Raw genomic sequence first — 26,895 nt, forward strand, 5'->3', positions numbered from 1 at the left:
AGCCTATTCCTCGTAGTTTTTTCTTCGACTCTTAACCGGGAAATCTTTATCCGTACCAGGCACGCCTGCATCCGCCCAGCGGGAAGGCGGAATTTCAGAAACCACCACGGAAATTTTATCCAGCGGTGCACCTGTATTTTTGTGAACGGCAAACGTAATATCTTCCTGAAGCCTGATGATTTGATTTTCATCTTTCGTCGGCCAGGTCATCACATGAACAAACGGCATACTTTTCTCACTCTATAGTTGTAAATTCATCGAAGGAACGGCCTTTGAGTTTCAAATGGGCATGGATATCGCCTCCAAGACCGTAAAAACCAATTGCACCGCCGTAGCTCTGACGCGAGCTCATATAAAGTACGACTACGTTAATAATTCTGTTTCCTTTCCTCTCCGGTGCCGGAAAAGGATCGGTTAGCTCAGCCCAATATTCGGCATTACCTTCGCTATCGGTTATAAATACGTTGGGTATGCCCAGCGGGCCAGGCCTGCTCGGTGCCTCAGAGGCTAAATCGTTTTCCCTGAGGCTCATCACGGTATAAACGCTATCCGGAACAAGACTCCGGAACGAAAACGTGAACCGTGCTCGTTTTTTATCTTCGGACAACGTGACGTCAAAATTTCCCTCTGCCGCAAGCCAGGCAGCGAGGGTGACAGGCTGGATGTCTCGCTTTCCATCGCTGCTGCGATAATCCGCGATATAGCCGTCATGAAGCGGCACGCTCGGCCTCTTTTCTTTGTTGGCGTGCGGCCGCTGTTCCGGTGCGAAAATCATCCGATAGTTGTTCATCGGAATGGGTAAAGGAAGAGTATGAAGAATAATGTCCTTCAACGCGTCCTGAGGCATTTTCTCTATATCACACAGAATGTTATAGGGTGCGATTTCCCCAAATGCCGGGAGCACGCTGTCCGGTGAGACAATGACGCTTCGCCACTGCAGACCGTTATCCCCGGGCACCATGCCGACCACGACAAAATTACCCTTCCCGTCCATGACCTCCGCAGGGGGGTAAAGCGGCCCCTGCGTGGTCGCAGCCAGACGGTATTTCTGGCTACGTAATTCAGGCATGCGTTACCCCCTGAGCCACCCCTTGCTGCTGAACGATGGCCGCCTGCATGGCAACCTCAGCCAGAGATTTTTCTTTCTCTGTAATCAGGGCGGAAGGATAGACGGTGAACGATACATCCATTGTCGCGCAAAGCGTTTGGTGCTGCGTGACGCGTACCTGAGCCTTGAAACGCCCCCGACGGTCGTTAATATCTTTTTCCAGAAATTCAAAATGGACCAGCGCCGGTAAAGGGAACAGGAAACTGGCAAAATTGATCGCCATGCTATTAATGACGTAATAGCGCCCACTTTCCTGCTGGTAAATAAACTCTTCGGTGACGCCGATAAAGGCCTGTCGGCTGGCTTCAACCAGCAGCATTCCCTGAATATGCTGGCCCGTCTGGTGATCCGCCATCAATTCGCAACGCTCGTCGATTAACAGAGGCATCGCATAAAGGTCAGGATTATGCTCAGCCTGTTCCGCAGGTCCTATAAGTACGTTCTGTTCCAGTTTTTTATGGCAATGTGCATTTTTTTTGTCGCTAACCAGTTTTTCCAGAGAGCACATTTTTAGTTTATTGCCATGAATTGCATTTCTTGCCTGGTTTGAAATTACTTTCCCGGCAAAATCCTTGCGCACGCCCTGCCCAACAATAATTTCGTGTTCTTTATCAATGATATTCGCTGGGATCTGAGTCAATAATTCAAGCTGAGATATAGTCAGTACATCTTTACCGTTGGCAAATTCATTAAATTTATCGCCAACAACAACCAACTTTTTACAGTTCATTCATTGTTCCTCAACAACAGCAAGCACGGTAGATGCGCGTATAAAGGCCGTCATTGCCGCCAGTGATAAAGTTGTCGCCGGCCTGCTGAATGATTTCCTGGTAACGCGCATTGGTAAATGCTTCTTTATATGCTGCTTTATCGCCGTTGAATGAGGAGATAAACATTACGCCCGGAACGCCACTGATCAGAGAATGAAACGCTTCGAAACTTTCAATCTTGTCTTTGTTATCTCTTACCACATTAAAAATGGTTTCATCGCGCCACTGACGGTACTGCTGATAGTTATGCGCAGGCACTTCAACGTGACGAAGCTGGATATAAGTTGATTCTGGTAAGTTCTTTTTATTATCGATCGGGGATTCAACAAACTTAAGTAATTCGCGACGAATATCGGCAGAAAGAACATCAGAGAAACGATGGAACATGGATTCCATTTCACTCTCAACCCACGCAATTTCTTTAATATCGTTGAATGCGCGCAGTTCCAGCAATTCATTAACACCGTTTTCTTCGCAGGAATAGTAGCGAACGTTTTCATTGCTTTTTAATGAAGTGAATGCTTTTTCAGAAAAAGCATTTTTTAATGGGAAGCGTGATACCAGTACATATTTAGACGACATAATTACTCCGAATATTGATTGAGTGAGGATTCGGATAGAAATTTATCAATACAGGAAACAATTGGAATTGTTAAATTTGTAATATATTTTTTGTATTACTGTTAAAACGGGTTTTGCTGCCTGCATTTAGCGTGTAATATCGAAATCGAAAAAAGACTAAATACCTTTTCGCATTCAGGACTCACGTATGGCCACAGCAGAACATTTAATCAGCAATAACCTGCCCAGTATCAAACAATTACAATGCTTTCTCGCTGTTGCACATGAACTGAATTTCCGTAAGGCTGCCGAACGTCTACGCATGACTCAACCGCCATTGACGCGTCAGATAAAGTGCCTTGAAGCGGTTCTGAAACGTCAGTTGTTCAGCCGCAGCACGCATGACGTTAGCCTCACTGAAGCAGGTCGTGCGCTGGTTGTTCAGGCTGAAAAAATACTTAAAGACATCAGTAATCTAAAAGAAGACCCTCTCTCTTCTGAAACGAGCCTGCGAATCGGACTCACGCGGACGCTTAATTTTGAATATATTGAACCCGTGAATACCCAGCTTCAAAAAATGAACGCAGGAGATGATGTCGAAACGCCGGACCTGACGTCTGCCCAACTGCTGCAAAGCTTGTCTAAAAATATGCTGGATCTGGTGCTGACCGGTGAAAAAGGAACGGGTCATGAAGACATTGTTCAATACCGCTGGGTCTGCCAGGAACCGTTGCTCATCGCAATGCCCTCTTTACATCCTGCCAGCCTGAAAGAGAAAGTCGCGCTGGAGGATATTAGCGATCTTCCCATTTTCTGGTTTTCCAGAAGCGCCAACCCGTCATTTTACGACAAATGCGAAAGCTACTTTGATACGCTGAAAACGCCGCTGAAGCGGATAAAAGAGCCGGATGATACCCTCGTGATGCTAAGCCGTATCGCAAGAGGGAAAGGATTTGCGCTGCTGCCTCAGTCGAAATGCACCTTTAATCAGGAAGGGCTTTGCTACCGTGAACTCACGGACGCGGAGGCAAAAAGGTTAAACATAGATATCTATGCCGCCACCCGCCTCAATGAAAACAGAGAAGAGATTCTTAACGCTCAAAATATCCTGTGCGGAAAAACGGCTTAATGCAGGTAAAACACCCCCTCTTCCGGCAGGAAGAGCTGGTTATAGCGTAGCTGGAAGGCATTCAGCTCCTGCGGATCGGGCTCCATCTCGCGCATAAAGCCAAGCGCCAGACGAATTTGCGCATCGGTGATGGGCGCCGCCAGGCGGGCTTTTCGCAGCATACGGTGCCAGGCGTGGAGGTTCTCCTCGCTGCCGTCGACAATGCAGACCTGCCAGATCAGCAGCACCTGCGCGGCGTTTTGCAGATGCGCCTCGTCGGGGCGTTCAAGATAATGGATAAACTCATTGCCGGGCGTTTTACCAAACTGGTCGATCATCGACTCGACCGGCATTGGGGTCATCCCCAGACGTTCGCTCAGGCGTTTGATTGCGCGGCGGGAGTCTGAGGTCAGGACGCGAAATCCCACCACAAACACCACGGCAAGCGTTGCCAGCATTATCCAGACCATGCGTTCTCCTTAGACTAGCCGCTCATCATAGCGGGAAACGCAGGGCGTCAACAGCGGGCAGAAGCATAATAGTGAACGGAAAAGCGCTGGAAAAGGGCAGAAAAGTCGTTTTAGTTTTTATAGGGACGATTGTATTTCCACGGTGTATGGTCAACGGGTGGTGGTAACGAATCATGACTTCAGGGAAAGAGCGAACATGTCCATAACAATCAGTGTCCTGCTGGAGAATCGGCCTAACCATAACGCTAAAAGCTCACTGCGGGCCAAAGCAGGGCTCAGCCTGTTTATACAGGATGAAAATGATTCCATTCTCTTTGATACCGGTCCTGATGATAGCTTCCTGCATAACGCAGGTCTGATGGGGGTCGATTTAACCTGCCTGACCGCAGCGGTACTGTCTCACGGGCACTATGACCATTGCGGCGGCGTTCCGTGGTTACCGGATAATTGCCGGATCGTATGCCATCCCCACGTGGCCCGCGAGCGTTATTCGGCAATACGGTTTTCGGGGTATACCGCCAGACTAAAAAAACTGTCGCTGAATAATGATTATTCACGCTATCGCATGGAATACAGCCGTACCCCGCTCCAGCTTGGGGAGCGCTTTATGTGGTCAGGGGAGATCCCTGTCGCCAAACCGCACGCATACGGTGTTATCGGCAGCAAAAATGCGAATGCGGATTATGTAAAAGATGAAGGGGTTCTGATTTATAAGTCTGACCGTGGCCTGGTCATTTTCATCGGCTGCGGGCACCGAGGGCTGATTGATATTGTGCGTTACTGCCAGAAAATAACCGGTATCAATCACATCCATGCAATTTTCGGCGGTTTCCATCTTCGCTGTGCGTCACCGCGTAAGCTCTGGGCAGTCAGGCAGTTTCTGCGCGTCCTGCAGCCCGACAAAATAATGGGCTGCCATTGTACGGGTAAATGGGGCAATTTGTGGTTGCCGGACGCAGTCACCCCGTCAACTGGGGATATTTTTGTTCTGGGGTAGGTCTTAACTCATTGAATAAAAAAAGCCCGGCATCACACACCGGGCAAAGAAGTTACCTGCACACTCAGGCTGTTTTTAATTTCTGCACACGATTCTCACGGCGAATTTTACGTTCTTCCAGCACCGCTACCATCGCCATCAGGACGATACAGCCGATCGCTGCCGCATCCAGCGCGGCGAAGGTGCCCGCCCAGCCGGTGAGGCCGAAAATCGGCGTGCCGTCGGCGATCATCCCCAGACCCAGCTTGGCGAAGCTGTCGCCGATCAGGTAAGCAAAGGTGCCTTTAATCCCGTCGGCGGCGCCGATCGCTTTTTTCGGGACGAAGCCCACTGCCGCCACGCCGATCAGTAATTGCGGACCAAACACCAGGAAACCGAGCGCAAACAGGGACGCCAGATAAACGTACTGGTTGCTGGCATGCTGGTACACGCCGAGGGTGGCGATAATCAGCGCCAGCGCGACGCAGGCCACCAGCGCGCGACGACCGTTGGCGAGGTCAGAGAGCCAGCCCCACAGCAGCGTGCCGACCAACGCGCCCACTTCGAACAGGGTGAAGCCCTGAATCGCCACTTCTTTAGAGAGCTTCAGCTCCTGGAAGGCATACACGGTCGACCACTGGTCGATACCGATGCGCACCACGTACAGGAAAATATTCGAGAAGCAGAGCAGCCAGATCACTTTGTTTTTCAGCACGTACTCAACAAAGATCTGCCATTTGGTCATCTCGTTTTCTTCGGTCTCTTTGTCCTCTTCGCTGATCTCCTCGCCGAACAGCTCTTCAGCTTTGCCGAGGCCGTAGGATTCCGGGGAGTCGCTGCCGAAGCGCAGGCCGATAAAGCCGACAATCAGGGCGATAATCGACGGGAAGATAAACATGCCGATCACGTGGCCGTCGAACAGGACGTTCGCGCCGAACAGCGCCACGCCTGCCGCACCCGCCCCGCCGAGGTTGTGGGAGATGTTCCACATGCCGAGGTAGGAACCACGCTTGCGGCGCGGGGTCCATTTGGTGATGGTGGAGTAGCTGCACGACCCGCCGGTGCTCTGGAAGAAACCGCTCAGGGCGTAAAAGGCGATCATCAGGAACAGGCTAACGGAGCCAGTGCCCATGCTGGCGCTGAAGCCAAGCATACAGATAGCGGAGAGGATCAGCATAAACGGCAGAAACTGCTTGGTGTTTTTGCCGTCCGCGTAGTAAGACACAACCGTTTTCCCCACGCCGTAGGTGATGGAGAAGCCCAGGCCAATCATCCCCAGCTGCGTCATGCTCAGCCCGTAGGTGGAGATCATGTCGTTCTGCGCGATGTTAAAGTTTTTGCGGATCAGGTACATGGTCAGGTAGCCGATGAAGACCACCAGATAAGACTGCATGAACGGTTTGAACCACATTTTGCGCCGCACATCGAGCGGCAGATCCAGGGTCGGCTTGCGCACCTGATTTAAGAAGGCCAGCATGACTGAGTTACTCCTGAGCTGATTTTTGCAGCATTGTAAAAATCAGCCGGGAGAGATGCCTGAGACAGCGTCCAGGTAAAACCGGGAAAATTTCTTAGTTTTGCGCTATTCGGGGTGAAAAGGTGAGACGCATCACGCTTCGTTCACCTCGCGTGGTGCCTGCGCGTTCAAAAACGGCAACAGCAGCAGGGCGGAAATCCCCGCCGCGATGGCGATCACCGCGAAGAAACCGCTCCAGTGCCAGATGTCGATCACCCGCGCCAGCGGCCAGCCGGAGAGCGACGCGCCAAGGTACGCAAACAGCCCGACAAAGCCCGTCGCCGCGCCGGCCGCCTCTTTGTGCGAACACTCTGCCGCCGCCATGCCGATCAGCATCTGCGGGCCGAACACGAAGAAGCCGGTGGTGAAGAAGCACGCCGCCTGCATCACGTAGCTGGCGAACGGCATCAGCCACAGCGAGCCGACGGAGAGCAAAATCCCGGCGGCGAAAATCAGGTTCATCGGGCCGCGGTTGCCGTTGAACAGCTTGTCCGAGCCCCAGCCCGCCACCAGCGCGCCGATAAACCCGCCCAGCTCGAACATCGTCACCGCCGAGTTGGCGGTCACCAGGTCTACGCCGAGCGTCTCGGACATGTACAGATTGCCCCAGTCGTTGATGGCCGCACGCACCACGTAAACCAGCACGTAGCAGAGCGAGAGAAGCCAGATATACGGGTTTAACAGCACGTATTTGGTGAGGATCTCTTTGCGCGTCAGCCCCGCCCCCTCCTGCTGTTGCGCCATTTCCATCTCGTCGTGCCGCCAGTCGCCCACCGCGGGCAGGCCCACGGTTTGCGGCCTGTCGCGCAGGCGCCAGCAGAGGAACAGCCCGGCGAGAATAGCAAGCCCGCCGGCAATCATCATCCCCGCGCGCCAGCCGTAGTGCAGCGCCGCCGCGCCGACCACCATCGGGATCAGCGCCCCGCCGACGTTATGCGCGGTGTTCCAGACGGCCCACCAGCCGCCGCGCTCGTTGCGCGAGTACCACGCGGTGAGCAGGCGCGCGCAGACCGGCGCGCCCCAGCCCTGGAAAAAGGCGTTCAGCGCCCACAGCAGGGCAAAGGCCCAGAGCGAGGTGGAGAAGCCAAACAGGATATTCACTACCCCGGTCGCAATCAGCCCAACGCCCATGAAGTAGCGGGCGTTGGAGCGGTCGCTGACGATGCCGGAGAAGAACTTCGACAGGCCGTAGGTGATGTAAAACAGGGTCGCCAGCAGGCCGATATCGGTGCGGGTCATCACGCCGCTGGCGAGGATCTCCGGCGCGGCGGCGTTGAAGCTTTTGCGGGTAAAGTAAAACAGCGCGTAGCCGAGCCAGATGGTGATCAGGATATGGCGACGCCAGTAGCGGTAGCGGGCGTCGATTTCCGCTTTGTTGCCTATCGGCGCGGCGTTCGCGGGGGTTTTAAACATGGTGGCTCCTTAGCGGCAGGCTGACGCTAACGCGCGTCCCATGGGTGCAGGAGATGTTCAGCGTGCCGCCCAGCGCCTTCACGCGCTCGCGCATGCCCGCCAGGCCAAAGCCCTGCTGCCCGGAGCCCGGCGGCAGCCCGCAGCCGTCATCTTCAATCACCAGCTTGAGGCTTTCATCCTGCTGCCAGCCCTGCAGCGTCACCGCGCTGGCACTGGCGTGCTTGACGATATTGTTCAGTCCTTCCTGACAGACGCGGAACAGCGTCACGCGCTGGCCTTCGCTCAGGGTGGCTTCGTTGATGCGCCAGTCGAGATGGCTGACGATCCCGCGGCTTTCCAGCTCCATCTCGCGCATCAGGGAGCGTACCGCCTGCTCCAGCGACAGGTCATCAAGCTGGCGCGGGCGCAGCCGTCCTAACAGGCGGCGAACGGAGTCATAGACCCCCAGCGAAAGTTGTTCGATATGCGCCCCGCCCTGCTTCACGCCTGCGTTTTCCGCCGCCAGACGCTGGACGATGCCCGCCTGCGTGCGGATGGCGGTGATGGTCTGGCCGATATCGTCGTGCAGCTCGCGGGCAACCTCCTGCCGCACGCTCTCTTCAGTTTCCAGCAGACGCTCCGCCAGACGACGGTTGCGCGCCAGCTCGGTCTGCAGGGACTGGTTCAGCTCGCGCAGGCGCTGAATGCCCGCGCCGAGCAGCAGCCCGGTCAGGCTTTGGGCCAGCAGGGAGAGCAGTAAATCCACCGGGTGATCGTGCCAGGTCTGGCTGGCAATCAGCGCGATGGCGTTCATCAGCGTGGCGATCAGCGCCCCCTGCCAGCCGTAGTGCCAGGCCAGAGCGATGATCGGCAGCGCCAGGCAAAACGGCGTAAAGCGCGAAAGCTCGGCGGGCAGACCAAGCTGCAGCCACAGGCTCACCACAAACAGCAGCAGATACCAGATGAGGTGCCGGGCGCGCCAGTTCACCGGTTGAGTAACCAGCGCCGGGCCGAGCGGCTGCCAGACGGTGCTGGTGAGGTAGTGCCAGAAAACGAGGCAGGTCGGCGCCAGCGTCAGGCCGCCGGTCAGGGCCAGCAGCAGGGCGTTGAGCATCTCCTTATCACCCGCCCACGGCAGGGACTGCAGCAGCGCAGCGGCAATCAGCGCCGCCCCCTGGCGCAGCAGGGTGCGCCAGTCGCGCTGGTGACGATAGCGGGAAATCAACGCAACCGGGAGGAGCGTGAGCACGCTTCCGGTCATCAATAAGGGCAGGTGCGCGAGGGCGACTTCCTGCGCCAGCCAGACCAGCATCAACCACTCTGCGCCCAGCAAAACGGGCCAGTAGCCGCGCGGGCATTGCAGCATCAGCCCCAGACGCAGGCCGAAGGGGAACAACAGCACCGCCAGCTCCGGGCGCTCCACCAGGTGCAGGCTGATGCTCCACAGGCAGAACCAGGCGGCGGAGAAGATAAAGAAGCTGGCGGCGACGGCGATCAGCCGCGAAAAGACGGGACTCATTGCCAGCTGTCAAACATGCGGCGCGCCAGCTCAACGTCGTTGCTGACGTTAAGTTTTTCCATCAGGTTGGCGCGATGAACGTGAACGGTTTTCGGTGACAGATCCAGCTCCGCGGCAATCTCTTTTACCGACATGCCCTGGGCAAGCTTCTCTGCCACCTGACGCTCGCGCCGGGTAAGCGGATCCTGGCGTCCGGCCGCCAGCTTGATGGCGATATCCGGCGTCAGATAGCAGCCGCCGGTGGAGACGGTGCGCACGGCGGCAATTAGCTCGTCTGGACTGCAGCGTTTGGAGAGGAACCCGCGCGCGCCCGCGTTGAGCGCCTGCTCCACCAGCGCCGGGCTGTCGTGGACCGAGAGCATGATGGTCGCCATCCCTTTCGGCAGCTGGCTCAGCAGCTCCAGCCCGGAGAGATCCGGCATCGAGATGTCGCAGATACAGACCTGCACCCCGCGCCCCGGCAGACCCGCCAGCGCCTCGCGACCGGAGCCAAACTCGGCCACGACCTGAAAATCCGGTTCGAGGTTCAGAAGCTGGGCAAAGCCGGAGCGGACGATAAGGTGGTCGTCGATGAGAGCGATGGTGGTCATGTGTCTTCCTGCGGTCTGAAAACGCCGGATGGCGCTGCGCTTATCCGGCCTACAAGAGCGAAAGACGCTTACCTTAAGCGATCTTTATTCGAAAAACACCGCAATTTTGTTAAACATGGCGGGATCGGACTGGTTGCGCGCCACTTTGGTGACATCTTCCAGCTTGTCGATCTGCGCCATCATCTGTTCCAGACGCTGGTCATCGTTGACCAGCAGCCAGATGCGGCTGTGCTCGCTGCCCTGAATCGGCAGACAGAGAATACCTTCCACGTTAAACGCGCGGCGGGCAAACAGCCCGCAGACGTGAGTCATGACGCCAGGGTGGTTGCGGACGGTGAGTTCCAGAATGACGTTTTCGTGTTGTTTCTGCATGGTTTATTCTCCCACCATCTCAGTATTTGCCGCTCCCGGCGGCACCATCGGATACACTTTTTGTTCAGGGTCGATACGCACGTGGATCAGCGCCGGGCCGGGGCGAGAAATCGCCGCCTGCAGCGCCGCGTGGGCATCCTCTTCGGCGTTCAGATCGCAGGTATGCAGGCCAAAACCGGCGGCAATCTGCATAAAGTTAATCATCCCCGGATAGGTCGCCGCAAACACGCCCTGCTTGTAGAACAGGCTCTGCTGCTGGTGCACCAGCCCCAGCGCCTCGTTGTTCATCAGGATGATTTTTACGTCCAGCTGGTTTTCGGCCGCGGTGGCCATCTCCTGAATGTTCATCATCAGGCTACCGTCGCCGGAGAAGCAGATCACCTTGCGGTCGGGATTCGCCAGCGCCGCGCCCACGGCGGCGGGCAGGCCAAAGCCCATGGTTCCCAGGCCGCCGGAGGTCAGCCACTGGCGCGGACGGTTCAGCGGGTACGCCTGCGCGGTCCACATCTGGTGCTGGCCAACGTCGGTAGTGATGATGGCGCTGTCGTCCACGCAGGCGGCAACGGCGTTAATCAGCCCGTAGTGGCTCAGCGGGTCGCCTTCGGTTGGGATTGCGCCCGGGAACTCGCGCTGCAGATCGGCCACCAGCTGACGCCAGTCGGCGCGGTCGGCTGCGTCCGTCTGCGGGATCAGCTGCGCCAGCACCTCTGCCACATCGCCCTGAATCGCCACGTGCGGCTGCTTGATTTTACCCAATTCGGCGCGGTCAATATCCACGTGAATGATTTTGGCGTTCGGGCAGAACTGCTCGGTTTTGCCAATCGCCCGGTCATCAAAACGTGCGCCCATAACAATCAGCAAATCCGCCTCTTGCAGGATGTAGTTGGTGCTGCGCGCGCCGTGCATGCCCAGCATTCCTAATGACAGCGGGTGTGCTTTTGGCAGCATACCCAGCGCCATCAGGGTCATGGTGGTCGGCAGGTTGGCCTTTTCCGCAAACTGACGGATTTCATCCGCGGCGTTGATTGCCCCGCCGCCCAGATAGAGCACCGGGCGTTTGGCAGTGTTAATCATGGCGGCGGCGTCGCGCACGCTCTCAGCGCTGAATTCCGGCGCGGGGGCACGCTCGCCCGGCTCCGGCAGCACGTCAATCTCGATCTCTGCGGTCTGGACATCCTTAGGAATGTCTATCCACACCGGGCCTGGGCGGCCGGACTGCGCGATGCGGAACGCATCGCTGATAACCTGAGGCAGCTCGGCGATGTCGCGAACTAAATAGTTATGCTTGGTGATGGGGATAGAGATGCCGTAGGTATCCACTTCCTGAAACGCATCGGTACCGATCATCGAAGACGGCACCTGGCCGGTAATGCAGATCAGCGGAATGGAGTCGAGGCGCGCGTCGGCGATGGCGGTCACCAGGTTGGTTGCGCCCGGGCCGCTGCAGGCCATGCAGACCGCCGGTTTGCCCTGGGTACGCGCCATGCCCTGAGCGATAAAACCGGCCCCCTGCTCGTGGCGCGCCAGCACGTGGCGGATCTGCGTACTTTGGCTTAATGCATCGTACAGCGGCAGCACCGTGCCGCCAGGGATGCCCGCAACGGTGGTGATTCCCTGCCGTTCCAGTAAATGAACGATCAGCTGCGCGCCGGTGAAACGCGTCTTCGTGGATGTTGTGCCCGAAATTGCCATGCTCCAGTCCTTTTCTTCTGGGCCGACTTTCCGGGGAGGGTCCTAAACGAAAAACCCCGCCCGGTTTGCGCCGGCGGGGTTTTGGATTCGTGTGTTGATCCAGTCCCTACGGCGCATTGCCGACGACCACCACCACACGCACGACGACCACTGCGGCTGGTTGCGCAGTTTTTAGTAGGGTCGCGGTGTTCATGGATGAAGTCATTGGGGACCTGTGTTTGGAATCATTGATTGAATTTATACAAACACAGGTTTTTCGGCGTGACAATGGAAATATTTTCATCTGCGCAAAAATGCGTCAGGGATCACGTTTCGTTTGTTGAGTGATAAAAACAAAAAACCCCGCCGGAGCGAGGTTTTTATCAGGGTTTTGCGGTTGGTCGCCGCAGAACACACTGTGTTACGTCAACGCAAAAAAGTATACGCGATCGAAGACGAACGCGCAATTCAGGCACGGATTTTGACGTTTTTGAGTATGGATGGGGTTTCGGGTTTTGTCCAAAAAATACTGTTCATGCATACAGTATTTATCTATACTGAGGGTGTTCGCAGTGAGCGAGGGGGCCGCAGTTTTACCGGCGCAATGAAGTCCTGGCTGAAACGGGTGGTGCCGTCAGTGCCTTAACCCCTGAAGTGAGCACACTGTGTTACGTCAATCCAGGTGCTGGCAACAGGCGGCGGAAAGGTACGCCAGCATCGTGCTCCTTTTAACCAAAAGGAGACGCGTATGAGCGTAGTGGATATGGTGATACTTATCCTCAAACTCATTGTTGCTGTACTGCAACTGCTTGATGCTGTCCTGAAATTCATTCGCTGATTCAGGTTCAAGTCGCACCTGAGAGGGGCGGGCAACCGCCCCTCTTTAATAACGAGGGAATGCTATGTCGCGTCTGTTAATTGAGCCGGTTACCCCAGAAGAGCCGGGGTACATCGCCCTGAAGGCTGAAAGTATCGCATCGAATTTCAACATGCTGCGCAGGCTGGAAGAGAACTGGCAGCGCGGCGAAAACCGCTTTAACGCGCCGGGCGAAAAGCTGCTGGGTGCGTTTCTCAACGGCAGGCTGGTGGGCGTGTGCGGCCTCAACCGCGATCCGTTCAGCCAGCAGCCGCGCGCCGGGCGCATTCGCCATCTCTACGTCAGCGAGAAGTGCCGCGGGTTGGGCATTGGCAAACAGCTTTTGACCGTGGTAATGGCCGATGCCAGCATCTGGTTTGATTTTCTCAATACCCATGCGCCGGACGCCGCGTACGGCTTCTATCGCCAGGCGGGTTTTACGCTGGTGTCTGACGAACCGCGGGTGACGCACCGTCTGTTTTGCGCAATCTGAGCGGCTGGCAGCATCGGGTTGTGAATGTTACAGTTAAGTGACAACTCACCACCCGACGCGCCATGACCATCACCGTTTTCTGCATTTTACTCTTCGCCGCACTGCTGCATGCCAGCTGGAACGCCATCGTCAAAGCCGGAACGGATAAGCTCTATTCTGCAATCAGCGTCAGCGGCTCCGCCACGCTGATTGCCCTGGTTTTACTGCCTTTCTCCCCACAGCCGTCTGCTGCAAGCTGGCCGTTTTTGATTGTCTCCTGTGCCTTACAGGTGGTGTACACCGTGCTGGTAGCGAAGACCTATCAGGTCTCTGACATGAGCCAGACCTACCCGCTGATGCGCGGCACCGCGCCGCTGCTGGTGGCGCTGGTAAGCGTGCTGGCGCTCGGCGATAGCCTCTCGTGGCTCGCCTGGTCCGGCATCGGGGTGATTTGCCTGTCGATACTGGCCATGGCGATGAACGGACGCATGCAGTCGCGAAAAGGGATCCGGCTGGCGCTGCTGAATGCCTGTTTCATCGCGGGCTATACGCTGGTGGACGGCACCGGCGTACGGCTCTCGGACACCGCGCTGGGCTACACGCTGTGGACCTTCTTTATGAACGGCTTCTGCCTGCTGGGCTGGGCGATGGTGGCGCGTCGGCGCGAAGCGTCCAGCTATCTCCGTCTGCACTGGAAAAAGGGGCTGCTCGGCGGCGTGGGAACCATGGGCTCTTATGGCCTGGCGCTATGGGCAATGACCCAGGCACCGCTGGCGGTGGTCGCGGCGCTGCGCGAAACCTCCATTCTCTTTGGGGCGCTTATCGCATTTTTACTTCTAAAAGAGCGGGTTGCGGGCCTGCGTATTGCTGCGGCGCTGGGTATTGCAGGCGGCGCGATTCTGCTGCGCCTGGCGTAAATCACTGGCAACATTAGTTGCCGATCTTGTTTATAAATCCTGCCTTGTCCGGTTTCTTCATTCATCACAGCAATGCTTAATTTGTCATCTCACTGTGGTAGATTCCTCGCGCATTTATGGGAATGCGTAGTCACTTATTCTTCATTTTTCTCTTTTGGCAAAAGTATTCAGCGACATGAAAAAACAAAGGAACGTTAACTTATTGTTGATGCTGGTGTTACTGGTGGCCGTCGGTCAGATGGCGCAAACCATCTACATTCCGGCGATTGCCGACATGGCAAAGGAACTTAACGTCCGCGAGGGCGCAGTGCAGAGCGTGATGGCAGCCTACCTGCTGACCTATGGCGTTTCGCAGCTGTTCTATGGCCCGCTGTCTGACCGCGTCGGGCGCCGCCCGGTGATTCTGGTGGGCATGAGCATTTTCATGGTGGCGACGGTGATTGCCATTACCACGCACAGCCTGACCGTGCTGATTGCCGCCAGCGCCCTGCAGGGCGTCGGGACCGGCGTCGGCGGGGTGATGGCACGAACCTTACCGCGCGATATGTATCAGGGCACCCAGCTTCGCCATGCCAACAGCCTGTTGAATATGGGGATTCTGGTGAGCCCGCTGCTGGCCCCGCTGATTGGCGGCCTGCTGGACACGATGTGGTCCTGGCGCGCCTGCTACGCCTTCCTGCTGGTGCTGTGCGTGATTGTTACCTTCAGCATGGCGCGCTGGATGCCGGAAACCCGTCCGCAGGACGCGCCGCGCACGAAGCTCATCGCCAGCTACAAAACGCTGTTCGGTAACGGGTCGTTTACCTGTTATCTGCTGATGCTGATCGGCGGGCTGGCGGGCATTGCGGTATTCGAAGCCTGCTCCGGCGTGCTGCTGGGCGCGGGTCTTGGCCTGAGCAGCATGGTGGTCAGTATCCTGTTTATTCTGCCGATCCCGGCGGCGTTCTTCGGCGCGTGGTTTGCCGGACGCCCGAACAAGCGTTTCTCAACCCTGATGTGGCAGTCGGTAATCAGCTGCCTGCTGGCTGGCGTAATGATGTGGCTCCCGGGGCTGTTCGGCGTGATGACCGTCTGGACGCTGCTGATCCCGGCCGCGCTGTTCTTCTTCGGCGCGGGCATGCTGTTCCCGCTCGCCACCAGCGGCGCGATGGAGCCGTTCCCGTTCCTTGCAGGCACGGCGGGCGCGCTGGTGGGCGGTTTGCAGAACATCGGTTCCGGCGCGCTGGCCTGGCTCTCCGCGATGATGCCGCAGACCGGGCAGGCTAGTCTGGGGTTGCTGATGACGCTGATGGGGCTGCTGATTTTACTGTGCTGGCTGCCGCTGGCGTCGCGTGTCCCGCATCACGAGCAGCCGGTTTAACCGCATGATGGCCCGGCTTCTCGCCGGGCTTTTCACAGACGGGCGCAATCATCGCCTGTAATAACGGCTCTGGCGCGGGCCGCCAGGCGCCCTCTTCTCCGTCGTAAAACTGGAAGTCCGCGTTAAGCGCATACGGAATTTTCGCCTTTTGCAGCTCGCAGGCCATAAACGTGGCAAACGCCAGCTGCGAAGCGGTAGGCGTTAAGCGGCTTGATTCCCCAACGCCCCAGCCCCCGACCCAGCTAACGTGACCGGTTTTTTGCTGCCAGCGCAGCGCGGTATTGATGCGGTTATGGATAGCCGCTTTCTCCGCCGCCGTGCCGGATGTCCACGGGTATTTACCGCTGTTTTTCAGCGGCCCCCACGGGAAAATATGCCACTCCGCCAGCAGGTAGTTCTGGCTATGCGCGGGCAGCTTCAGGCTGGTTAAATCCTCCGGCGCGGCGCGCAGGCGCGGTGCAATGAAGATCATGCGCTGCGGGTCAATGTCGTGGATCGCTTTAATGCTTTTTTCATAGACGCGGTTTAACGACGCCAGGTTGTGATTGAGCTTGTCGGTTGGCTCATAGATGAGATCAAAACCCAGCAGAGGGTAGCTCTGGCCGAAATAGTGCGCCACGGCAATCCACCAGTTGATCGTCTCTTTCTCGTTATCGGCTTTCGGGTCGTTTTTATATTCATCGGCCTGATAAGCGACTATCGGGATCACGCCATACTGCTCGCAGGCTTCCACCAGCTTGCGCAGGTGAATCAGCCGCGCTTCCGTCGGTTCATCGGCCACGCGGATACGCACGTGGGTTATGCCTTTTGCGCGAAAATCGCGAACCACCAGCGGGTCGAACTCGCGAATACCGCGCTCGGTGCGCGCCCAGTCCACATCCATTCCGACGCCCAGCTGCTGCGCATAATGGGCAGCCGTCAGCGGCGGCTCAGCGGCAACCGCCCAGCCGGAAGAGATCAGTAACGCAGAGGCAATAAAAGGCTTTAACACGGTTTACCCTGGATAAATCAAAAGCATTAGCTGTATTTAGCACGCTTTTTCACATTTGGTGTAGCGTCAAAGCGTAATAATTCTTCACCTTGCCAGTTCTCTCAGCCAGCCGATAAAGGCGTCAATTTTCGGCCACTGACGACCGGGAAGCGTTGAAATGTAATAATGCTGATGGCACCTGAGGGTTTTGTCGCCGAACGGTGCGATCAGCTCGCCCCGCTCGAGACGTTTTTGCACCAGCCGTTTTCTCCCCATCGCGACGCCCACATCATTGATGGCCGCGATAATGGCCAGGTCCGAGCGATCGAAGCCGATGCCCGAGGATGGCGGCATATTCACTGCAAAATGCTGCGCCCAGCTCAGCCACTCGTCCGTGCCGGAATCATTGCTCCAGGCCTGACGGTCGTGCAGCAGCGTGCAGTGGCTGAGGTTATGGGGGTTTTTCAGCAGCTCATGCTGCCGGGCATACGCCGGCGAGCAGACGGGCAAAATATCCTCGTCCATTAAAAAGTGATGAGAAAGGTGGTTTGGCGGCGTATCATCGAAATAGAGCGCCAGATCGACGCCGGTTCGCTGCATGTTGACGTAATCATTGCCGGTCAGGATGGTGAGTGAAATCGACGGGTAGCGGCGGGTAAAATCCCCCAGCATCGGCACCAGCCAGCACTGGGCGATCGACGGCCGGGAGTACACCGTTAGCGTACCGGACAGCGCCTGGTTTTTGATATCCAGGATTTCCTGATTCAGGGTGTCGAGGGACGATTTCAGCGTCCAGTAAACGCGCTTTCCCTCCTGCGTCAGCTCGACTTTACGGTGCGAGCGGACAAACAGCTGAATGCCCAGCTCCTCTTCCAGCAGGTTGATGCGGTGGCTCACCGCGCTGGGGCTCAGCGACAGCTCCTCAGCGGCCAGCGCGAAGGACTCATGCCGCGCCGCCACTTCAAAGGTATACATTTTCGACAGCTGCCAGCCGTTTAACAGCCGGTTTCTGGCTTCATTCGCATCGGTCATCACAATTCTCACGCGTTATTTCTGCGCTCAGCATACCGCTCAAGCATGAATTTATGTGAACCAACGGCAAAATAACTGCGCTTTTTAGAGTTCAGTCACTCATTTGATCCAATCTGGCTCACCTGAACGTCAATTTATATCGTTTGTCAGCCCACGCCGTTTTTTCGTCCAATACCCCCAGATGACATAAGGGTGAGGTGAGATATGGGATCTCAGGTCTGGGTTGTGGCTACGCTGCTTGTCAGCATCGTGTTGATAGTTTTAACCATCGTAAAACTGAAGTTTCACCCGTTCCTCGCGTTGCTGCTGGCGAGCTTTTTCGTCGGCGCAATGATGGGGATGAGCCCGCTGGATATGGTGAACGCCATTGAGAGCGGAATTGGCGGTACGCTGGGCTTCCTGGCGGCGGTTATCGGCCTTGGCACTATTCTCGGCAAAATGATGGAAGTGTCCGGCGCGGCAGAGCGCATCGGAATTACGCTACAGCGCTGCCGCTGGCTGTCAGCAGACGTGATTATGGTGCTGGTGGGCCTTATCTGCGGCATTACCCTGTTCGTGGAAGTGGGTGTGGTACTGCTGATCCCACTGGCGTTTTCCATCGCCAAAAAGACCAACACGTCGCTGCTCAAGCTGGCCATTCCGCTCTGTACCGCGCTGATGGCGGTGCACTGCGTGGTGCCTCCGCATCCGGCGGCGCTGTTTGTCACCAACAAACTAGGTGCGGACGTCGGAACGGTGATTGTCTACGGTCTGATGGTGGGCCTGATGGCGTCTCTGGTCGGTGGTCCGCTGTTCCTGAAACTGCTCGGCGATCGTCTGCCGTATAAGCCGGTTCCGGCGGAATTTTCAGACCTGAAGGTGCGGGATGAGCATACCCTGCCGTCGCTCGGCGCCACGCTGTTCACCGTGCTGCTGCCGATTGCCCTGATGCTGGTGAAGACCATCGCCGAGCTGAATATGGCGAAAGAAGGCACGCTGTATACCCTGCTGGAGTTTATCGGCAACCCGATCACCGCGATGTTTATCGCCGTGTTTGTCGCCTACTACCTGCTGGGGATCCGCCAGCACATGGGCATGGGCGCAATGCTGACCCATACGGAGCACGGCTTCGGCTCTATCGCGAACATTTTGCTGATTATCGGCGCGGGCGGCGCGTTTAACGCCATCCTCAAAACCAGCGGGCTGGCGGACTCGCTGGCGCATATTCTCTCGAACCTGCATATGCACCCTATCCTGCTCGCCTGGCTGGTGGCGCTGGTGCTGCATGCCGCCGTCGGTTCCGCCACGGTCGCGATGATGGGCGCCACGGCGATCGTCGCGCCGATGCTGCCGCTCTACCCGAACGTAAGCCCGGAGATCATCACCATTGCCATCGGTTCCGGCGCTATTGGCTGCACGATCGTGACCGATTCTCTTTTCTGGCTGGTGAAGCAATACTGCGGCGCGACCCTGAATGAGACCTTCAAATACTATACGACGGCGACGTTTATCGCCTCGGTGCTTGCACTTGGCGGCACATTCCTGCTTTCCTTCATTATCTGAGCGCGAAGAGACGTATTATGGAAAACGCAACTATCACTACTTTAACCGCACGGTTTCCTCTGGTTGAGGATCTGATTGCCCTGAAAGAAACCACCTGGCTCAACCCGAACGCCACCACGCTTGCACAAGGGTTGCCGTATGTCGGGCTGACCAAAGCCAACGTGGAAGACGCGCATGCGCGCCTCAACCGCTTCGCGCCGTACCTGGCGAAAGCCTTCCCGGAAACGGCGGCAACGGGCGGAATTATCGAATCCGAGCTGGTCGCCATTCCGGCAATGCAGGCGCGGCTGGAGAAAGAGTCTGGCAAATCCATTCCCGGCACGCTGCTGCTGAAAAAAGACAGCCATCTGCCGATCTCCGGCTCGATTAAAGCGCGCGGCGGCATCTATGAGGTGCTGACCCACGCGGAAAAGCTGGCGCTGGAAGCCGGGTTGCTGAGCACTGAAGACGACTACAGCGTTCTGCTGGAGCCGCGCTTTAAGGACTTCTTCAGCCAGTACAGCATCGCGGTGGGCTCAACCGGCAACCTGGGGATGTCTATCGGCATCATGAGCGCACGCATTGGCTTTAAGGTGACGGTGCATATGTCCGCCGACGCCCGCGAGTGGAAAAAGGCCAAACTGCGCAGCCACGGCGTTATCGTTGTGGAATACGAGCAGGATTACGGCGTGGCGGTGGAGCAGGGCCGCAAAGCGGCGGAAAGCGATCCGAACTGCTTCTTTATCGACGATGAAAACTCCCGCACCTTATTCCTGGGCTATGCGGTGGCGGGCGAGCGCCTGAAGGCGCAGTTTGCCGAACAGGGCCGGGTGGTGGATGAGGAGCATCCGCTGTACGTCTACCTGCCGTGCGGCGTCGGCGGCGGCCCAGGCGGCGTGGCGTTTGGCCTGAAGCTGGCCTTTGGCGACAACGTTCACTGCTACTTTGCGGAGCCCACGCACTCTCCGTGCATGCTGCTGGGCGTTTACACCGGCCTGCACGATGAGATTGCGGTACAGGATCTGGGCATTGATAACGTCACGGCAGCGGACGGGCTGGCGGTAGGACGCGCCTCCGGCTTCGTGGGCCGCGCGATGGAGCACCTGCTCGACGGGTTCTATACGCTTTCCGACCAGAGCATGTACGACATGCTCGGCTGGCTGGCGCAGGAGGAAGGGATCCGTCTGGAACCGTCGGCGCTGGCGGGCATGGCCGGGCCGGTGCGCGTCGATGCCGATGAGAACGTTACCCACCTGGTGTGGGCGACCGGCGGCGGGATGGTACCGGAAGACGAGATGGCGAAGTATCTGGCGAAAGGGAAGTAATTATGCCGGGTGGCGGCTGCGCCTTACCCGGCCTACAGGTGCAAAATTTGTTGAATGTGGGTGACAGCAAACAGCAGTGACAGCGACAGCACGGCCAGGGCGATGAGGAACTTATCCCGCACCGCCTTCGGCTGTACAAAGTCATCCTGCGCCACGTCCATCAGGTTACGGCTGCGGGTATAGCGCCATAAAATAATCGCCACCAGCGCCAGCACGATAATTGAGATCCAGAATGGCTCCCCCGTGCGGTGCCAGTTGTGCTTAATCGCCAGGGCAATCAGCGCGCCATACCCCAGCAGCGTGCGCAGCCAGGCGAGCGACGTTCGCTCCGGCTGCAGGCCGGGGTCCGCTTCGCGTCGCGCTTTGCGGCTATCCGCCATAGAACACCAGCACCATCACCACGCCCGCCACCGCCAGCAGGATTGCGCTGATGATGAGTAACCCGCGCGTATAGGGCAGATCCTGCTTCAGACGCATCGCCTTCTCATTGCGCAGCCAGCGCAGGTAGCCGTAAATCGCCAGCACGCCCGCGAACAGGCACAGCAGCAGCGCCAGCACTTCACGAATTAATGGGGTGGCAAACTCGGGAGCAAGCTGATCGAGGCCGACACCGGCGGCCAGAAAGCCCAGTGCGGTGCGGATCCACGCTAAAAACGTGCGTTCATTAGCCAGAGAGAAGCGGTAGTCCGGCGCTTCGCCGAGGCGGGAAATTTTCATGAAGGTTCCTTGTCGTGCTACGGGCAGGCTTCAGCATAGCGTAAATCGACAAGGACAAGGAGACCGGCATCGGGCGATGCCGGTCAGGACGATTAATGCAGCTCTGGCCAGTACGCTTTGTTGGCCTCGATCAGATCATCCAGAATCGCTTTCGCGACGGACGCGCTCGGCACGGTTTTCGACAGGGTGATAGCCTGCCAGAGTTTCTGATACGAGCGCTGCTCCCAGGCATCCACCACCAGTTTTTCCACCGCCACCTGCTGGCTCATCAGCCCTTTCTGGAAGTGTGGAATATCGCCCACCGTGAGCGGCTCCGGTCCGTTATGGCCCACCAGGCACGGGATCTCCACCATCGCGTCGGCATCGAAGTTATGGATGGCCCCGTTGTTTGGCACAATCAGCAGCATCCGCTCCTGGGTGTTGAAGGCAATCGCGGTTGCCAGATCGACGATGTACGAGGCATGTTCGTCGATTTCCAGCTCACCGGCGGAGGATTTTCCCGCCTCGATAATCGCCCGGCAGGAACTGAACACGTGCTTCTCACGGTGATCCATGACCTCATTGGCGCGGGTGCGTTCCGGGTTGGAATGCGCGACCACGTAGTCCGGGAACAGGTAGTACTTCAGGTAGGTGTTCGGCATGGTGTCCGGATCCAGCGCCTGCACGTCTTTTGCTTTGGCAAAGGTATCGTTCCAGCTCGCTTCGGTATGCGCATCTTCCGAAGGCGGAACATAGCCGTTTTTCGCCACGTATTCGCGCAGCTTCGGCATTAGATCGTTGCCGTTGAGATCTTCAATCGACGTCCACCAGCCAAAGTGGTTCAGGCCGTAGTAGCGCACGCGCATCTCTTTGCGGTCCTTCAGGCCGACAATCTGCGCCATGCGTCCTTCAATGCCGATCGGCATATCGCAGATGTTGAGGATTTTGGCGTTCGGACGCAGGCGGCGCGTGGCTTCCGCAACAATCGCCGCCGGGTTGGAGTAGTTCAGCATCCACGCGTTCGGGGAGTACTGCTCCATATAGTCCACCAGCTCCAGCACGCCGCCGATAGAGCGCATGCCGTAGGAAATCCCGCCAGGTCCGCAGGTTTCCTGGCCCAGCACGCCGTGGCGCAGCGGGATTTTTTCATCTTTTTCACGCATCGGGTATTTGCCCACGCGGATATGCGCCATCACGAAATCCACATCGCTAAACGCCGCTTTCGGATCGGTGGTGTAGCTGAACTCAATCTCCGGCGCCTGCTCTTTGAGGATAATTTTGCACGCTTCGGCGATGGTTTCCTGACGCGCGCCGTCGTTGTCATAAAACTTCAGGGCGCGCAGCGGGAAACGGTCACGGTTGGCTAACAGCATCAGGACGATACCAGGCGTAAAGGTGCTGCCGCCGCCTGCAATGACAACTGAGAATTTTTTCATGATATAGCCTCTGTCAGGGTGGTTTGTTCATTTGTTAAAGGGGTTTTCATCAGCGATTCCAGCTGGTCGCGCACCTGAGGAACGTGCAGGCCGACAATCACCTGAATGCCGTTGCCGCGTCGCACCACGCCGTGGGCGCCGAGGGCTTTGAAGACGTCATCGCTTTGGGTTTTCGCCATATCGACCAGGGCGATTCGCAAGCGGGTGGCGCAGTTGTTAATGCTTTCGATGTTGGCCGCGCCGCCGAGCGCCTGAAGGAACCCGGCAGCCTGCCCGACCTGCTGGCTGGCCGCTGCCGGGGCGGTGGTTTGCCCGCGCGCCGCCTTATAGTCGGCCTTGCTGTAGAGTTTGATTTCGCTCTCTTCCCGGCCCGGCGTTTTCAGGTTCAGACGTTCGATCAGCGTTTTGAAGACCACGAAGTAGATCCCGGTGAAGCAGACGCCGATGCCGATCTGGGTGAATACCGTCGAGGCGTGGTTATGGAACATCGGGATCCAGTTTTGCGGCAGGAACTGGTCCAGCAGGCCGCCGCCCATGTTCCCGACCACGCCGAAGGCGTACATCACCGTTGCCATGGTGGCTGCCAGCAAGGCGTGCACGGCAAACAGCAGCGGCGAGATAAACAGGAAGGTGAATTCGAGGGGTTCAGTAATGCCCACCAGCACGGCGGTGAGCGTAGCCGGGACCAGCAGGCCCGCCACCTTGACGCGGTTTTCCGGCGACGCGGTGTACCAGATAGCGAATGCAATCCCCACCGAGCCAAACACCTTAGAGTTACCGTGCAGGGCGAAGCCGCCTTCCGGGAAGAGAGTTTTCAGCGGCAGCGTGCTCTGGCTGAACTCCTGCAGGTGCTGCGCCCAGTAGACCTGAATCCCCCCTTCCACCGCCGCCGGGCCGAAGATGAACGGACCGTAGACAAAGTGGTGCAATCCGGTTGGGATCAGAATGCGTTCCAGGAAGGTATACACCCACACGCCCAGCGCACCGGCAGAGCGCAGGAACGCCTGCAGGGACTCGATGCCCATCTGCACTTTCGGCCAGCCCAGCAGCGTCAGCCAGGCACAGGGGATCATGACGAAGAACGCGAGGATAACGACGAAGGAGCTGCCCTGGAAAATCCCCAGAAAGACCGGCAGCGGCTTGTCGAAGTAGCGGTTGTGGATGGCGGTGACGATGCCTGAAATCACAATGGCGCCGATGATGCTGGTATCGAGCGTTTTGATCCCGGCAATCATCGCCAGCCCGCTACCCGCCGTCGGTTCGGCGGAGAAGTCGACGCCAAAGAAGTGGCCCCAGGTCATGCCCATCGCGTTGATGAAGTAGTTCCAGGTCAGGAAGCTAATCAGCACCGCCAGACAGGCGCGGCCCTGCGCCTGCTTCGCCAGGCCAATCGGCAGGCCGACGGCAAAAATCAGCGGCATGTTGCGAAACACCGCCCAGCCGCCCTCTTCAATGATGTGAACAATCTGCGCGAAAAGATGATCGGGGGCGGTTAAGGCTTCGCCGACAAACAGCGGGTTGCGAAGCATGATGGCGATTCCGACCACAATCCCGGCGAACGGAAACAGCAACACCGGGGTAAACATGGCACCGCCAAAACGTTGTATTTGACTGAGCATTTTTAAATCCTCATGAAACAACCTGTAGGGGTAGAGGCCTTTATGGTTTTTTGCTGGCCTGAGGTGAGCATAAGAACTTACCGATGCGCGAACATGGCGCGCCGCTGCGATTCGTGATCGCATTCATGGTTTTATTTTGACCAATCAGGTCTACTTTTTGCTGTAAATATGGACATGTCAGGACGCCATCCACGCCCTGATAAGGGCAGAGAGGTCTACTGGTGATCTACAAATCAATCGCCGACAGGTTGCGGCTGCGGCTGAATTCGTCGGACTACAACATCGGCAGCCCGCTGCCGGGCGAAAAAGCGCTGGCGCAGGAGTTTGGCGTGGCGCGAATGACCATCCGCAAGGCGCTGGATCTGCTGGTGAGCTGGGGTCTGGTTGAGCGGCGGCACGGCAGCGGCACGTTTGTTTCGCGTAAAGACGTTCACCACGAAACCACCAACCTGACCGGGCTGGTGGAGGTGCTGCGCCAGCAGGGGAAAGAGGTACAGAGCAAGGTGCTGCAGTTTGAAGTGATGCCCGCGCCGCCCGCCATCGCCAGCCAGCTGCGGATTCAGGTGGATGAGCGGATCTATTTTTCCCGACGGGTGCGCTACGTGGACGGAAAGCCGCTGATGCTGGAGGACAGCTTTATGCCGGTGAAGCTGTTCCGCAACCTCTCTCTGGCGCATCTTGAAGGGTCAAAGTTTGATTACATCGAGAAGGAGTGCGGGATTACCATCAGCGGCAACTACGAGAGCCTGACGCCGGTGCTGGCAGATAAACAGCTGGCTGGCTATATGAATCTACCGGAACAGACGCCGCTGCTGCGCATTACCTCTCTTTCCTACAGCGACAGCGGCGAGTTCCTCAACTATTCCGTCATGTTCCGAAATACCAGCGATTACCAGGTGGACTACCATCTGCGGCGCATCCACCCGGAAGATTTACTAGCCTATCCCCCAGAACAGCACCGCCAGTAGCTGCGGGGTGATGATGCGCAGGAACATCACCAGCGGGTAGACGGTGGCATAGGACAGCGCCGCCGCGCCGCTGGTGGCGTGCAGGTTATTGGCAAAGGCCAGCGCGGGCGGGTCCGTCATTGAGCCCGCGAGCATGCCGCACAGCGTCAGGTAGTTCATTTTGGCGAACATACGCGCCAGTATGCCTACCGTCAGCAGCGGGATCGCCGTGATGAATATGCCGTAGCCGACCCAGCTCATCCCTTCCCCCCTGACCAGGGTATCGACAAAATCCCCGCCGGATTTTAGCCCAACTACCGCCAGGAACAGCACAATGCCCAGCTCGCGCAGCGCGAGGTTAGCGCTCGGCGGCATAAACCAGTAGAGCTTACCGATGCAGCCAATACGCCCGAGGATCAGCGCCATAATCAGCGGCCCGCCCGCCAGGCCCAGCTTGAGCGCGACCGGGAAGCCCGGCACGTACACCGGAATGGAGCCCAGCAGCACGCCAAGCCCGATGCCGATAAACACAGGCAACATCTGCACCTGCTGCAGTTTTTGCTGGGCGTTGCCCACCATATCTGCGACGGCGTCAATGGACGACGGTCGCCCGACCAGGTTGAGGATATCCCCGAACTGCAGGCTCGCCTCCGGGCTGGCGACCAGCTCGACGCCAGCGCGGTTAAGCCGGGAGATGACCACGTCATAGCGCTCTTTCACCTGCAGATCGCGTATTTTCTTGCCCAGAACCTGCTCGTTAGTCACCACTACGCGCTCCACGCGCATATCGGTGCCGCGGGTGGAGAGCGAAGTATCCACTTCCTGCCCAATCACCAGCCGCGCGTTGTTTAAATCGCCGGGCTGGCCGACCAGGTGCAGCAGATCGCCTTGCTGAATAACGGTGCCCGGCGCGGGCACCATCAGCATCTCGTCGCGCTTAAGGCGCGAGCAGATAATATTGGCGCTGTTCAGGATCGGCACGTCCTGAATCGCCATGTTGTTCAGGTTGGGGTTATCGACGCGAACGTTGATGGTTTTGATCGGCATATGGCCGTTGGTGAGCGTCGTTTCGTGGTCCTTCGCCTCTTTGTCGACGTTGATGCGAAACAGGACGCGTACCAGCCACATGGTGAGCAGGATGCCGCAAATCCCAAACGGATAGGCCATGGCGTAGCTCATCCCCATCTGGTCGACAATGCCGGGTTCGATACCCAGGTCACGCAGGATTTGCTGGCCCGCGCCGAGCGCAGGCGTGTTGGTGACCGCCCCGGAGAAAATGCCCAACACCACGGGCAGCGGGATAGCAAAGATTTTGTGCAGGATCGCGGTGACCAGCCCGCCCATCACCACAATGCCGAGGGCAAACAGGTTGAGCCGTAGACCGGAGACCCGAAGAGAGGCGAAAAAGCCCGGCCCCACCTGAATGCCAATGGTATAGACGAACAGGATCAGGCCGAACTCCTGAGTAAAGTGGAGCATGTCGGCGCTGAGGACCAGCCCGAGCTTGTCGGCGAAGTGCCCGACAAAAATGCCGCCAAACAGCACCCCGCCAATCCCAAACCCGACGCCGCGGATTTTGATATTACCGATCCATAATCCAACAACAGCGACCAGGGCCAACACGCTGACGGTTAACGCGATATCACTCATGATCCACTTCCTTGCATAACCTTAGTTATGTTAAGGATTCT

Annotated in this window: 29 protein-coding genes; 10 read left to right on the forward strand and 19 right to left on the reverse strand. The window is 57.6% G+C overall.

Features of this window, described 5'->3' with window-relative positions:
• Positions 1-3: 3 nt before the first annotated feature.
• From AC3WOK_RS19220 to AC3WOK_RS19235, 4 genes are read right to left on the reverse strand one after another with little or no spacing between them, the layout of a single operon-like run.
• Positions 4-228 carry a tautomerase family protein gene (locus AC3WOK_RS19220; protein WP_047347457.1) on the reverse strand — a complete coding sequence of 75 codons (225 nt, stop codon included), beginning with the start codon at positions 226-228 and terminating at the stop codon, positions 4-6.
• Between the two features lie 7 nt (positions 229-235).
• Entirely contained in the window at positions 236-1,069 is an 834-nt protein-coding gene (locus tag AC3WOK_RS19225; protein WP_063430884.1) for a hypothetical protein, read from the reverse strand.
• On the reverse strand, positions 1,062-1,838 hold the full coding sequence (locus tag AC3WOK_RS19230) for an AfsA-related hotdog domain-containing protein (RefSeq protein WP_059311560.1): 777 nt from the start codon (positions 1,836-1,838) through the stop codon (positions 1,062-1,064). The genes AC3WOK_RS19225 and AC3WOK_RS19230 overlap by 8 nt, the downstream gene beginning before the upstream one ends.
• A gap of 10 nt (positions 1,839-1,848) precedes the next feature.
• Positions 1,849-2,460: a hypothetical protein gene (locus AC3WOK_RS19235; RefSeq protein ID WP_059311561.1), complete on the reverse strand. Its 612-nt coding sequence runs from the start codon at positions 2,458-2,460 to the stop codon at positions 1,849-1,851.
• A gap of 187 nt (positions 2,461-2,647) precedes the next feature.
• Between AC3WOK_RS19235 and AC3WOK_RS19240 the strand changes: the two genes are divergently transcribed.
• A complete protein-coding gene (locus AC3WOK_RS19240) occupies positions 2,648-3,568 on the forward strand; it encodes a LysR family transcriptional regulator (RefSeq protein ID WP_045285316.1) in 921 nt (306 codons plus the stop codon).
• Here AC3WOK_RS19240 and AC3WOK_RS19245 read toward each other — a convergent pair.
• The gene (locus AC3WOK_RS19245) at positions 3,565-4,017 is read right to left on the reverse strand and encodes a DUF1198 domain-containing protein (RefSeq protein WP_059311562.1); all 453 of its coding nucleotides are present in this window, start codon (positions 4,015-4,017) and stop codon (positions 3,565-3,567) included. The genes AC3WOK_RS19240 and AC3WOK_RS19245 overlap by 4 nt on opposite strands.
• Before the next feature lie 196 nt (positions 4,018-4,213).
• Between AC3WOK_RS19245 and AC3WOK_RS19250 the strand changes: the two genes are divergently transcribed.
• Complete coding sequence (locus AC3WOK_RS19250; RefSeq protein ID WP_063430878.1) at positions 4,214-5,014, forward strand: MBL fold metallo-hydrolase; 801 nt, start codon at positions 4,214-4,216, stop codon at positions 5,012-5,014.
• Between the two features lie 64 nt (positions 5,015-5,078).
• On the opposite strand, the gene uhpT is transcribed toward AC3WOK_RS19250, so the two are convergent.
• The 7 genes from uhpT to ivbL all read right to left on the reverse strand — a co-directional run bounded on the left by uhpT (position 5,079) and on the right by ivbL (position 12,279).
• Complete coding sequence (gene uhpT / locus AC3WOK_RS19255) at positions 5,079-6,470, reverse strand: hexose-6-phosphate:phosphate antiporter UhpT (protein ID WP_492354976.1); 1,392 nt, start codon at positions 6,468-6,470, stop codon at positions 5,079-5,081.
• 132 nt (positions 6,471-6,602) lie between these two features.
• Positions 6,603-7,922, reverse strand: coding sequence for an MFS transporter (locus AC3WOK_RS19260; RefSeq protein ID WP_059311565.1), 1,320 nt, complete (start codon positions 7,920-7,922; stop codon positions 6,603-6,605).
• A complete protein-coding gene (gene uhpB, locus AC3WOK_RS19265) occupies positions 7,915-9,420 on the reverse strand; it encodes a signal transduction histidine-protein kinase/phosphatase UhpB (protein ID WP_059311566.1) in 1,506 nt (501 codons plus the stop codon). Before uhpB ends, AC3WOK_RS19260 begins: the two co-directional genes overlap by 8 nt.
• Positions 9,417-10,010 carry a response regulator transcription factor UhpA gene (uhpA, locus tag AC3WOK_RS19270; protein ID WP_022646555.1) on the reverse strand — a complete coding sequence of 198 codons (594 nt, stop codon included), beginning with the start codon at positions 10,008-10,010 and terminating at the stop codon, positions 9,417-9,419. The genes uhpB and uhpA overlap by 4 nt, the downstream gene beginning before the upstream one ends.
• An 84-nt stretch (positions 10,011-10,094) precedes the next feature.
• A complete protein-coding gene (gene ilvN / locus AC3WOK_RS19275) occupies positions 10,095-10,382 on the reverse strand; it encodes an acetolactate synthase small subunit (protein WP_059311567.1) in 288 nt (95 codons plus the stop codon).
• A 3-nt stretch (positions 10,383-10,385) separates the two neighbouring features.
• A complete protein-coding gene (gene ilvB / locus AC3WOK_RS19280; protein WP_256460337.1) occupies positions 10,386-12,074 on the reverse strand; it encodes an acetolactate synthase large subunit in 1,689 nt (562 codons plus the stop codon).
• 106 nt (positions 12,075-12,180) lie between these two features.
• The gene (ivbL, locus tag AC3WOK_RS19285; protein WP_072059244.1) at positions 12,181-12,279 is read right to left on the reverse strand and encodes an ilvB operon leader peptide IvbL; all 99 of its coding nucleotides are present in this window, start codon (positions 12,277-12,279) and stop codon (positions 12,181-12,183) included.
• Positions 12,280-12,393: 114 nt separating this feature from the next.
• Between ivbL and AC3WOK_RS19290 the strand changes: the two genes are divergently transcribed.
• The 5 genes from AC3WOK_RS19290 (at position 12,394) to emrD (ending at position 15,658) form a co-directional block, all read left to right on the forward strand.
• The gene (locus AC3WOK_RS19290) at positions 12,394-12,699 is read left to right on the forward strand and encodes a hypothetical protein (RefSeq protein WP_492354977.1); all 306 of its coding nucleotides are present in this window, start codon (positions 12,394-12,396) and stop codon (positions 12,697-12,699) included.
• A gap of 102 nt (positions 12,700-12,801) precedes the next feature.
• Positions 12,802-12,891 carry a type I toxin-antitoxin system toxin TisB gene (gene tisB, locus AC3WOK_RS19295; RefSeq protein ID WP_047347446.1) on the forward strand — a complete coding sequence of 30 codons (90 nt, stop codon included), beginning with the start codon at positions 12,802-12,804 and terminating at the stop codon, positions 12,889-12,891.
• Positions 12,892-12,955: 64 nt separating this feature from the next.
• On the forward strand, positions 12,956-13,402 hold the full coding sequence (locus tag AC3WOK_RS19300; RefSeq protein ID WP_063432040.1) for a GNAT family N-acetyltransferase: 447 nt from the start codon (positions 12,956-12,958) through the stop codon (positions 13,400-13,402).
• 62 nt (positions 13,403-13,464) lie between these two features.
• Positions 13,465-14,298 carry an EamA family transporter gene (locus AC3WOK_RS19305; protein ID WP_059311571.1) on the forward strand — a complete coding sequence of 278 codons (834 nt, stop codon included), beginning with the start codon at positions 13,465-13,467 and terminating at the stop codon, positions 14,296-14,298.
• 175 nt (positions 14,299-14,473) lie between these two features.
• Positions 14,474-15,658 (forward strand): multidrug efflux MFS transporter EmrD, encoded by a 1,185-nt coding sequence (gene emrD / locus AC3WOK_RS19310; RefSeq protein WP_447854863.1) that lies wholly within the window; start codon positions 14,474-14,476, stop codon positions 15,656-15,658.
• Here the strand turns inward: emrD and AC3WOK_RS19315 are convergent.
• The gene (locus tag AC3WOK_RS19315) at positions 15,561-16,649 is read right to left on the reverse strand and encodes a cellulase family glycosylhydrolase (protein WP_492354978.1); all 1,089 of its coding nucleotides are present in this window, start codon (positions 16,647-16,649) and stop codon (positions 15,561-15,563) included. The genes emrD and AC3WOK_RS19315 overlap by 98 nt on opposite strands.
• 84 nt (positions 16,650-16,733) lie before the next feature.
• A complete protein-coding gene (dsdC, locus tag AC3WOK_RS19320) occupies positions 16,734-17,660 on the reverse strand; it encodes a DNA-binding transcriptional regulator DsdC (protein ID WP_447856607.1) in 927 nt (308 codons plus the stop codon).
• 204 nt (positions 17,661-17,864) lie between these two features.
• On the opposite strand from dsdC, the gene dsdX reads away from it, so the two are divergent.
• Both dsdX and dsdA read left to right on the forward strand, forming a co-directional pair.
• Positions 17,865-19,202, forward strand: a complete 1,338-nt coding sequence (gene dsdX, locus AC3WOK_RS19325) for a D-serine transporter DsdX (protein WP_063432034.1) — start codon at positions 17,865-17,867, stop codon at positions 19,200-19,202.
• A 17-nt stretch (positions 19,203-19,219) separates the two neighbouring features.
• Positions 19,220-20,506 carry a D-serine ammonia-lyase gene (gene dsdA / locus AC3WOK_RS19330; RefSeq protein WP_492354979.1) on the forward strand — a complete coding sequence of 429 codons (1,287 nt, stop codon included), beginning with the start codon at positions 19,220-19,222 and terminating at the stop codon, positions 20,504-20,506.
• Between the two features lie 32 nt (positions 20,507-20,538).
• On the opposite strand, the gene AC3WOK_RS19335 is transcribed toward dsdA, so the two are convergent.
• The 4 genes from AC3WOK_RS19335 to AC3WOK_RS19350 form a co-directional block, all read right to left on the reverse strand.
• Positions 20,539-20,886: a DUF202 domain-containing protein gene (locus AC3WOK_RS19335; protein ID WP_492354980.1), complete on the reverse strand. Its 348-nt coding sequence runs from the start codon at positions 20,884-20,886 to the stop codon at positions 20,539-20,541.
• Entirely contained in the window at positions 20,876-21,223 is a 348-nt protein-coding gene (locus AC3WOK_RS19340) for a YidH family protein (RefSeq protein ID WP_325828419.1), read from the reverse strand. The genes AC3WOK_RS19335 and AC3WOK_RS19340 overlap by 11 nt, the downstream gene beginning before the upstream one ends.
• Positions 21,224-21,315: 92 nt before the next feature.
• Entirely contained in the window at positions 21,316-22,638 is a 1,323-nt protein-coding gene (locus AC3WOK_RS19345; RefSeq protein WP_059311578.1) for a 6-phospho-alpha-glucosidase, read from the reverse strand.
• Positions 22,635-24,257, reverse strand: a complete 1,623-nt coding sequence (locus tag AC3WOK_RS19350) for an alpha-glucoside-specific PTS transporter subunit IIBC (protein ID WP_063957982.1) — start codon at positions 24,255-24,257, stop codon at positions 22,635-22,637. The genes AC3WOK_RS19345 and AC3WOK_RS19350 overlap by 4 nt, the downstream gene beginning before the upstream one ends.
• A gap of 221 nt (positions 24,258-24,478) precedes the next feature.
• Between AC3WOK_RS19350 and AC3WOK_RS19355 the strand changes: the two genes are divergently transcribed.
• Positions 24,479-25,225 (forward strand): GntR family transcriptional regulator, encoded by a 747-nt coding sequence (locus tag AC3WOK_RS19355; protein WP_061096706.1) that lies wholly within the window; start codon positions 24,479-24,481, stop codon positions 25,223-25,225.
• On the opposite strand, the gene AC3WOK_RS19360 is transcribed toward AC3WOK_RS19355, so the two are convergent.
• The gene (locus AC3WOK_RS19360; RefSeq protein ID WP_063957983.1) at positions 25,193-26,854 is read right to left on the reverse strand and encodes a putative transporter; all 1,662 of its coding nucleotides are present in this window, start codon (positions 26,852-26,854) and stop codon (positions 25,193-25,195) included. The genes AC3WOK_RS19355 and AC3WOK_RS19360 overlap by 33 nt on opposite strands.
• Between the last annotated feature and the right edge of the window lie 41 nt (positions 26,855-26,895).

The sequence above is a fragment of the Enterobacter sp. FW301-JW81 genome (genome assembly GCF_058788735.1).

What these genes read in the sequence shown, in the direction of transcription:
- AC3WOK_RS19220 (WP_047347457.1), bottom strand. Translation starts at nt 228, where the DNA reads ATGCCGTTTGTTCATGTGATGACCTGGCCGACGAAAGATGAAAATCAA.
- AC3WOK_RS19225 (WP_063430884.1), bottom strand. Translation starts at nt 1,069, where the DNA reads ATGCCTGAATTACGTAGCCAGAAATACCGTCTGGCTGCGACCACGCAG.
- AC3WOK_RS19230 (WP_059311560.1), bottom strand. Translation starts at nt 1,838, where the DNA reads ATGAACTGTAAAAAGTTGGTTGTTGTTGGCGATAAATTTAATGAATTT.
- AC3WOK_RS19235 (WP_059311561.1), bottom strand. Translation starts at nt 2,460, where the DNA reads ATGTCGTCTAAATATGTACTGGTATCACGCTTCCCATTAAAAAATGCT.
- AC3WOK_RS19240 (WP_045285316.1), top strand. Translation starts at nt 2,648, where the DNA reads ATGGCCACAGCAGAACATTTAATCAGCAATAACCTGCCCAGTATCAAA.
- AC3WOK_RS19245 (WP_059311562.1), bottom strand. Translation starts at nt 4,017, where the DNA reads ATGGTCTGGATAATGCTGGCAACGCTTGCCGTGGTGTTTGTGGTGGGA.
- AC3WOK_RS19250 (WP_063430878.1), top strand. Translation starts at nt 4,214, where the DNA reads ATGTCCATAACAATCAGTGTCCTGCTGGAGAATCGGCCTAACCATAAC.
- uhpT (WP_492354976.1), bottom strand. Translation starts at nt 6,470, where the DNA reads ATGCTGGCCTTCTTAAATCAGGTGCGCAAGCCGACCCTGGATCTGCCG.
- AC3WOK_RS19260 (WP_059311565.1), bottom strand. Translation starts at nt 7,922, where the DNA reads ATGTTTAAAACCCCCGCGAACGCCGCGCCGATAGGCAACAAAGCGGAA.
- uhpB (WP_059311566.1), bottom strand. Translation starts at nt 9,420, where the DNA reads ATGAGTCCCGTCTTTTCGCGGCTGATCGCCGTCGCCGCCAGCTTCTTT.
- uhpA (WP_022646555.1), bottom strand. Translation starts at nt 10,010, where the DNA reads ATGACCACCATCGCTCTCATCGACGACCACCTTATCGTCCGCTCCGGC.
- ilvN (WP_059311567.1), bottom strand. Translation starts at nt 10,382, where the DNA reads ATGCAGAAACAACACGAAAACGTCATTCTGGAACTCACCGTCCGCAAC.
- ilvB (WP_256460337.1), bottom strand. Translation starts at nt 12,074, where the DNA reads ATGGCAATTTCGGGCACAACATCCACGAAGACGCGTTTCACCGGCGCG.
- ivbL (WP_072059244.1), bottom strand. Translation starts at nt 12,279, where the DNA reads ATGACTTCATCCATGAACACCGCGACCCTACTAAAAACTGCGCAACCA.
- tisB (WP_047347446.1), top strand. Translation starts at nt 12,802, where the DNA reads ATGAGCGTAGTGGATATGGTGATACTTATCCTCAAACTCATTGTTGCT.
- AC3WOK_RS19300 (WP_063432040.1), top strand. Translation starts at nt 12,956, where the DNA reads ATGTCGCGTCTGTTAATTGAGCCGGTTACCCCAGAAGAGCCGGGGTAC.
- AC3WOK_RS19305 (WP_059311571.1), top strand. Translation starts at nt 13,465, where the DNA reads ATGACCATCACCGTTTTCTGCATTTTACTCTTCGCCGCACTGCTGCAT.
- emrD (WP_447854863.1), top strand. Translation starts at nt 14,474, where the DNA reads ATGAAAAAACAAAGGAACGTTAACTTATTGTTGATGCTGGTGTTACTG.
- dsdC (WP_447856607.1), bottom strand. Translation starts at nt 17,660, where the DNA reads ATGACCGATGCGAATGAAGCCAGAAACCGGCTGTTAAACGGCTGGCAG.
- dsdX (WP_063432034.1), top strand. Translation starts at nt 17,865, where the DNA reads ATGGGATCTCAGGTCTGGGTTGTGGCTACGCTGCTTGTCAGCATCGTG.
- dsdA (WP_492354979.1), top strand. Translation starts at nt 19,220, where the DNA reads ATGGAAAACGCAACTATCACTACTTTAACCGCACGGTTTCCTCTGGTT.
- AC3WOK_RS19335 (WP_492354980.1), bottom strand. Translation starts at nt 20,886, where the DNA reads ATGGCGGATAGCCGCAAAGCGCGACGCGAAGCGGACCCCGGCCTGCAG.
- AC3WOK_RS19340 (WP_325828419.1), bottom strand. Translation starts at nt 21,223, where the DNA reads ATGAAAATTTCCCGCCTCGGCGAAGCGCCGGACTACCGCTTCTCTCTG.
- AC3WOK_RS19345 (WP_059311578.1), bottom strand. Translation starts at nt 22,638, where the DNA reads ATGAAAAAATTCTCAGTTGTCATTGCAGGCGGCGGCAGCACCTTTACG.
- AC3WOK_RS19350 (WP_063957982.1), bottom strand. Translation starts at nt 24,257, where the DNA reads ATGCTCAGTCAAATACAACGTTTTGGCGGTGCCATGTTTACCCCGGTG.
- AC3WOK_RS19360 (WP_063957983.1), bottom strand. Translation starts at nt 26,854, where the DNA reads ATGAGTGATATCGCGTTAACCGTCAGCGTGTTGGCCCTGGTCGCTGTT.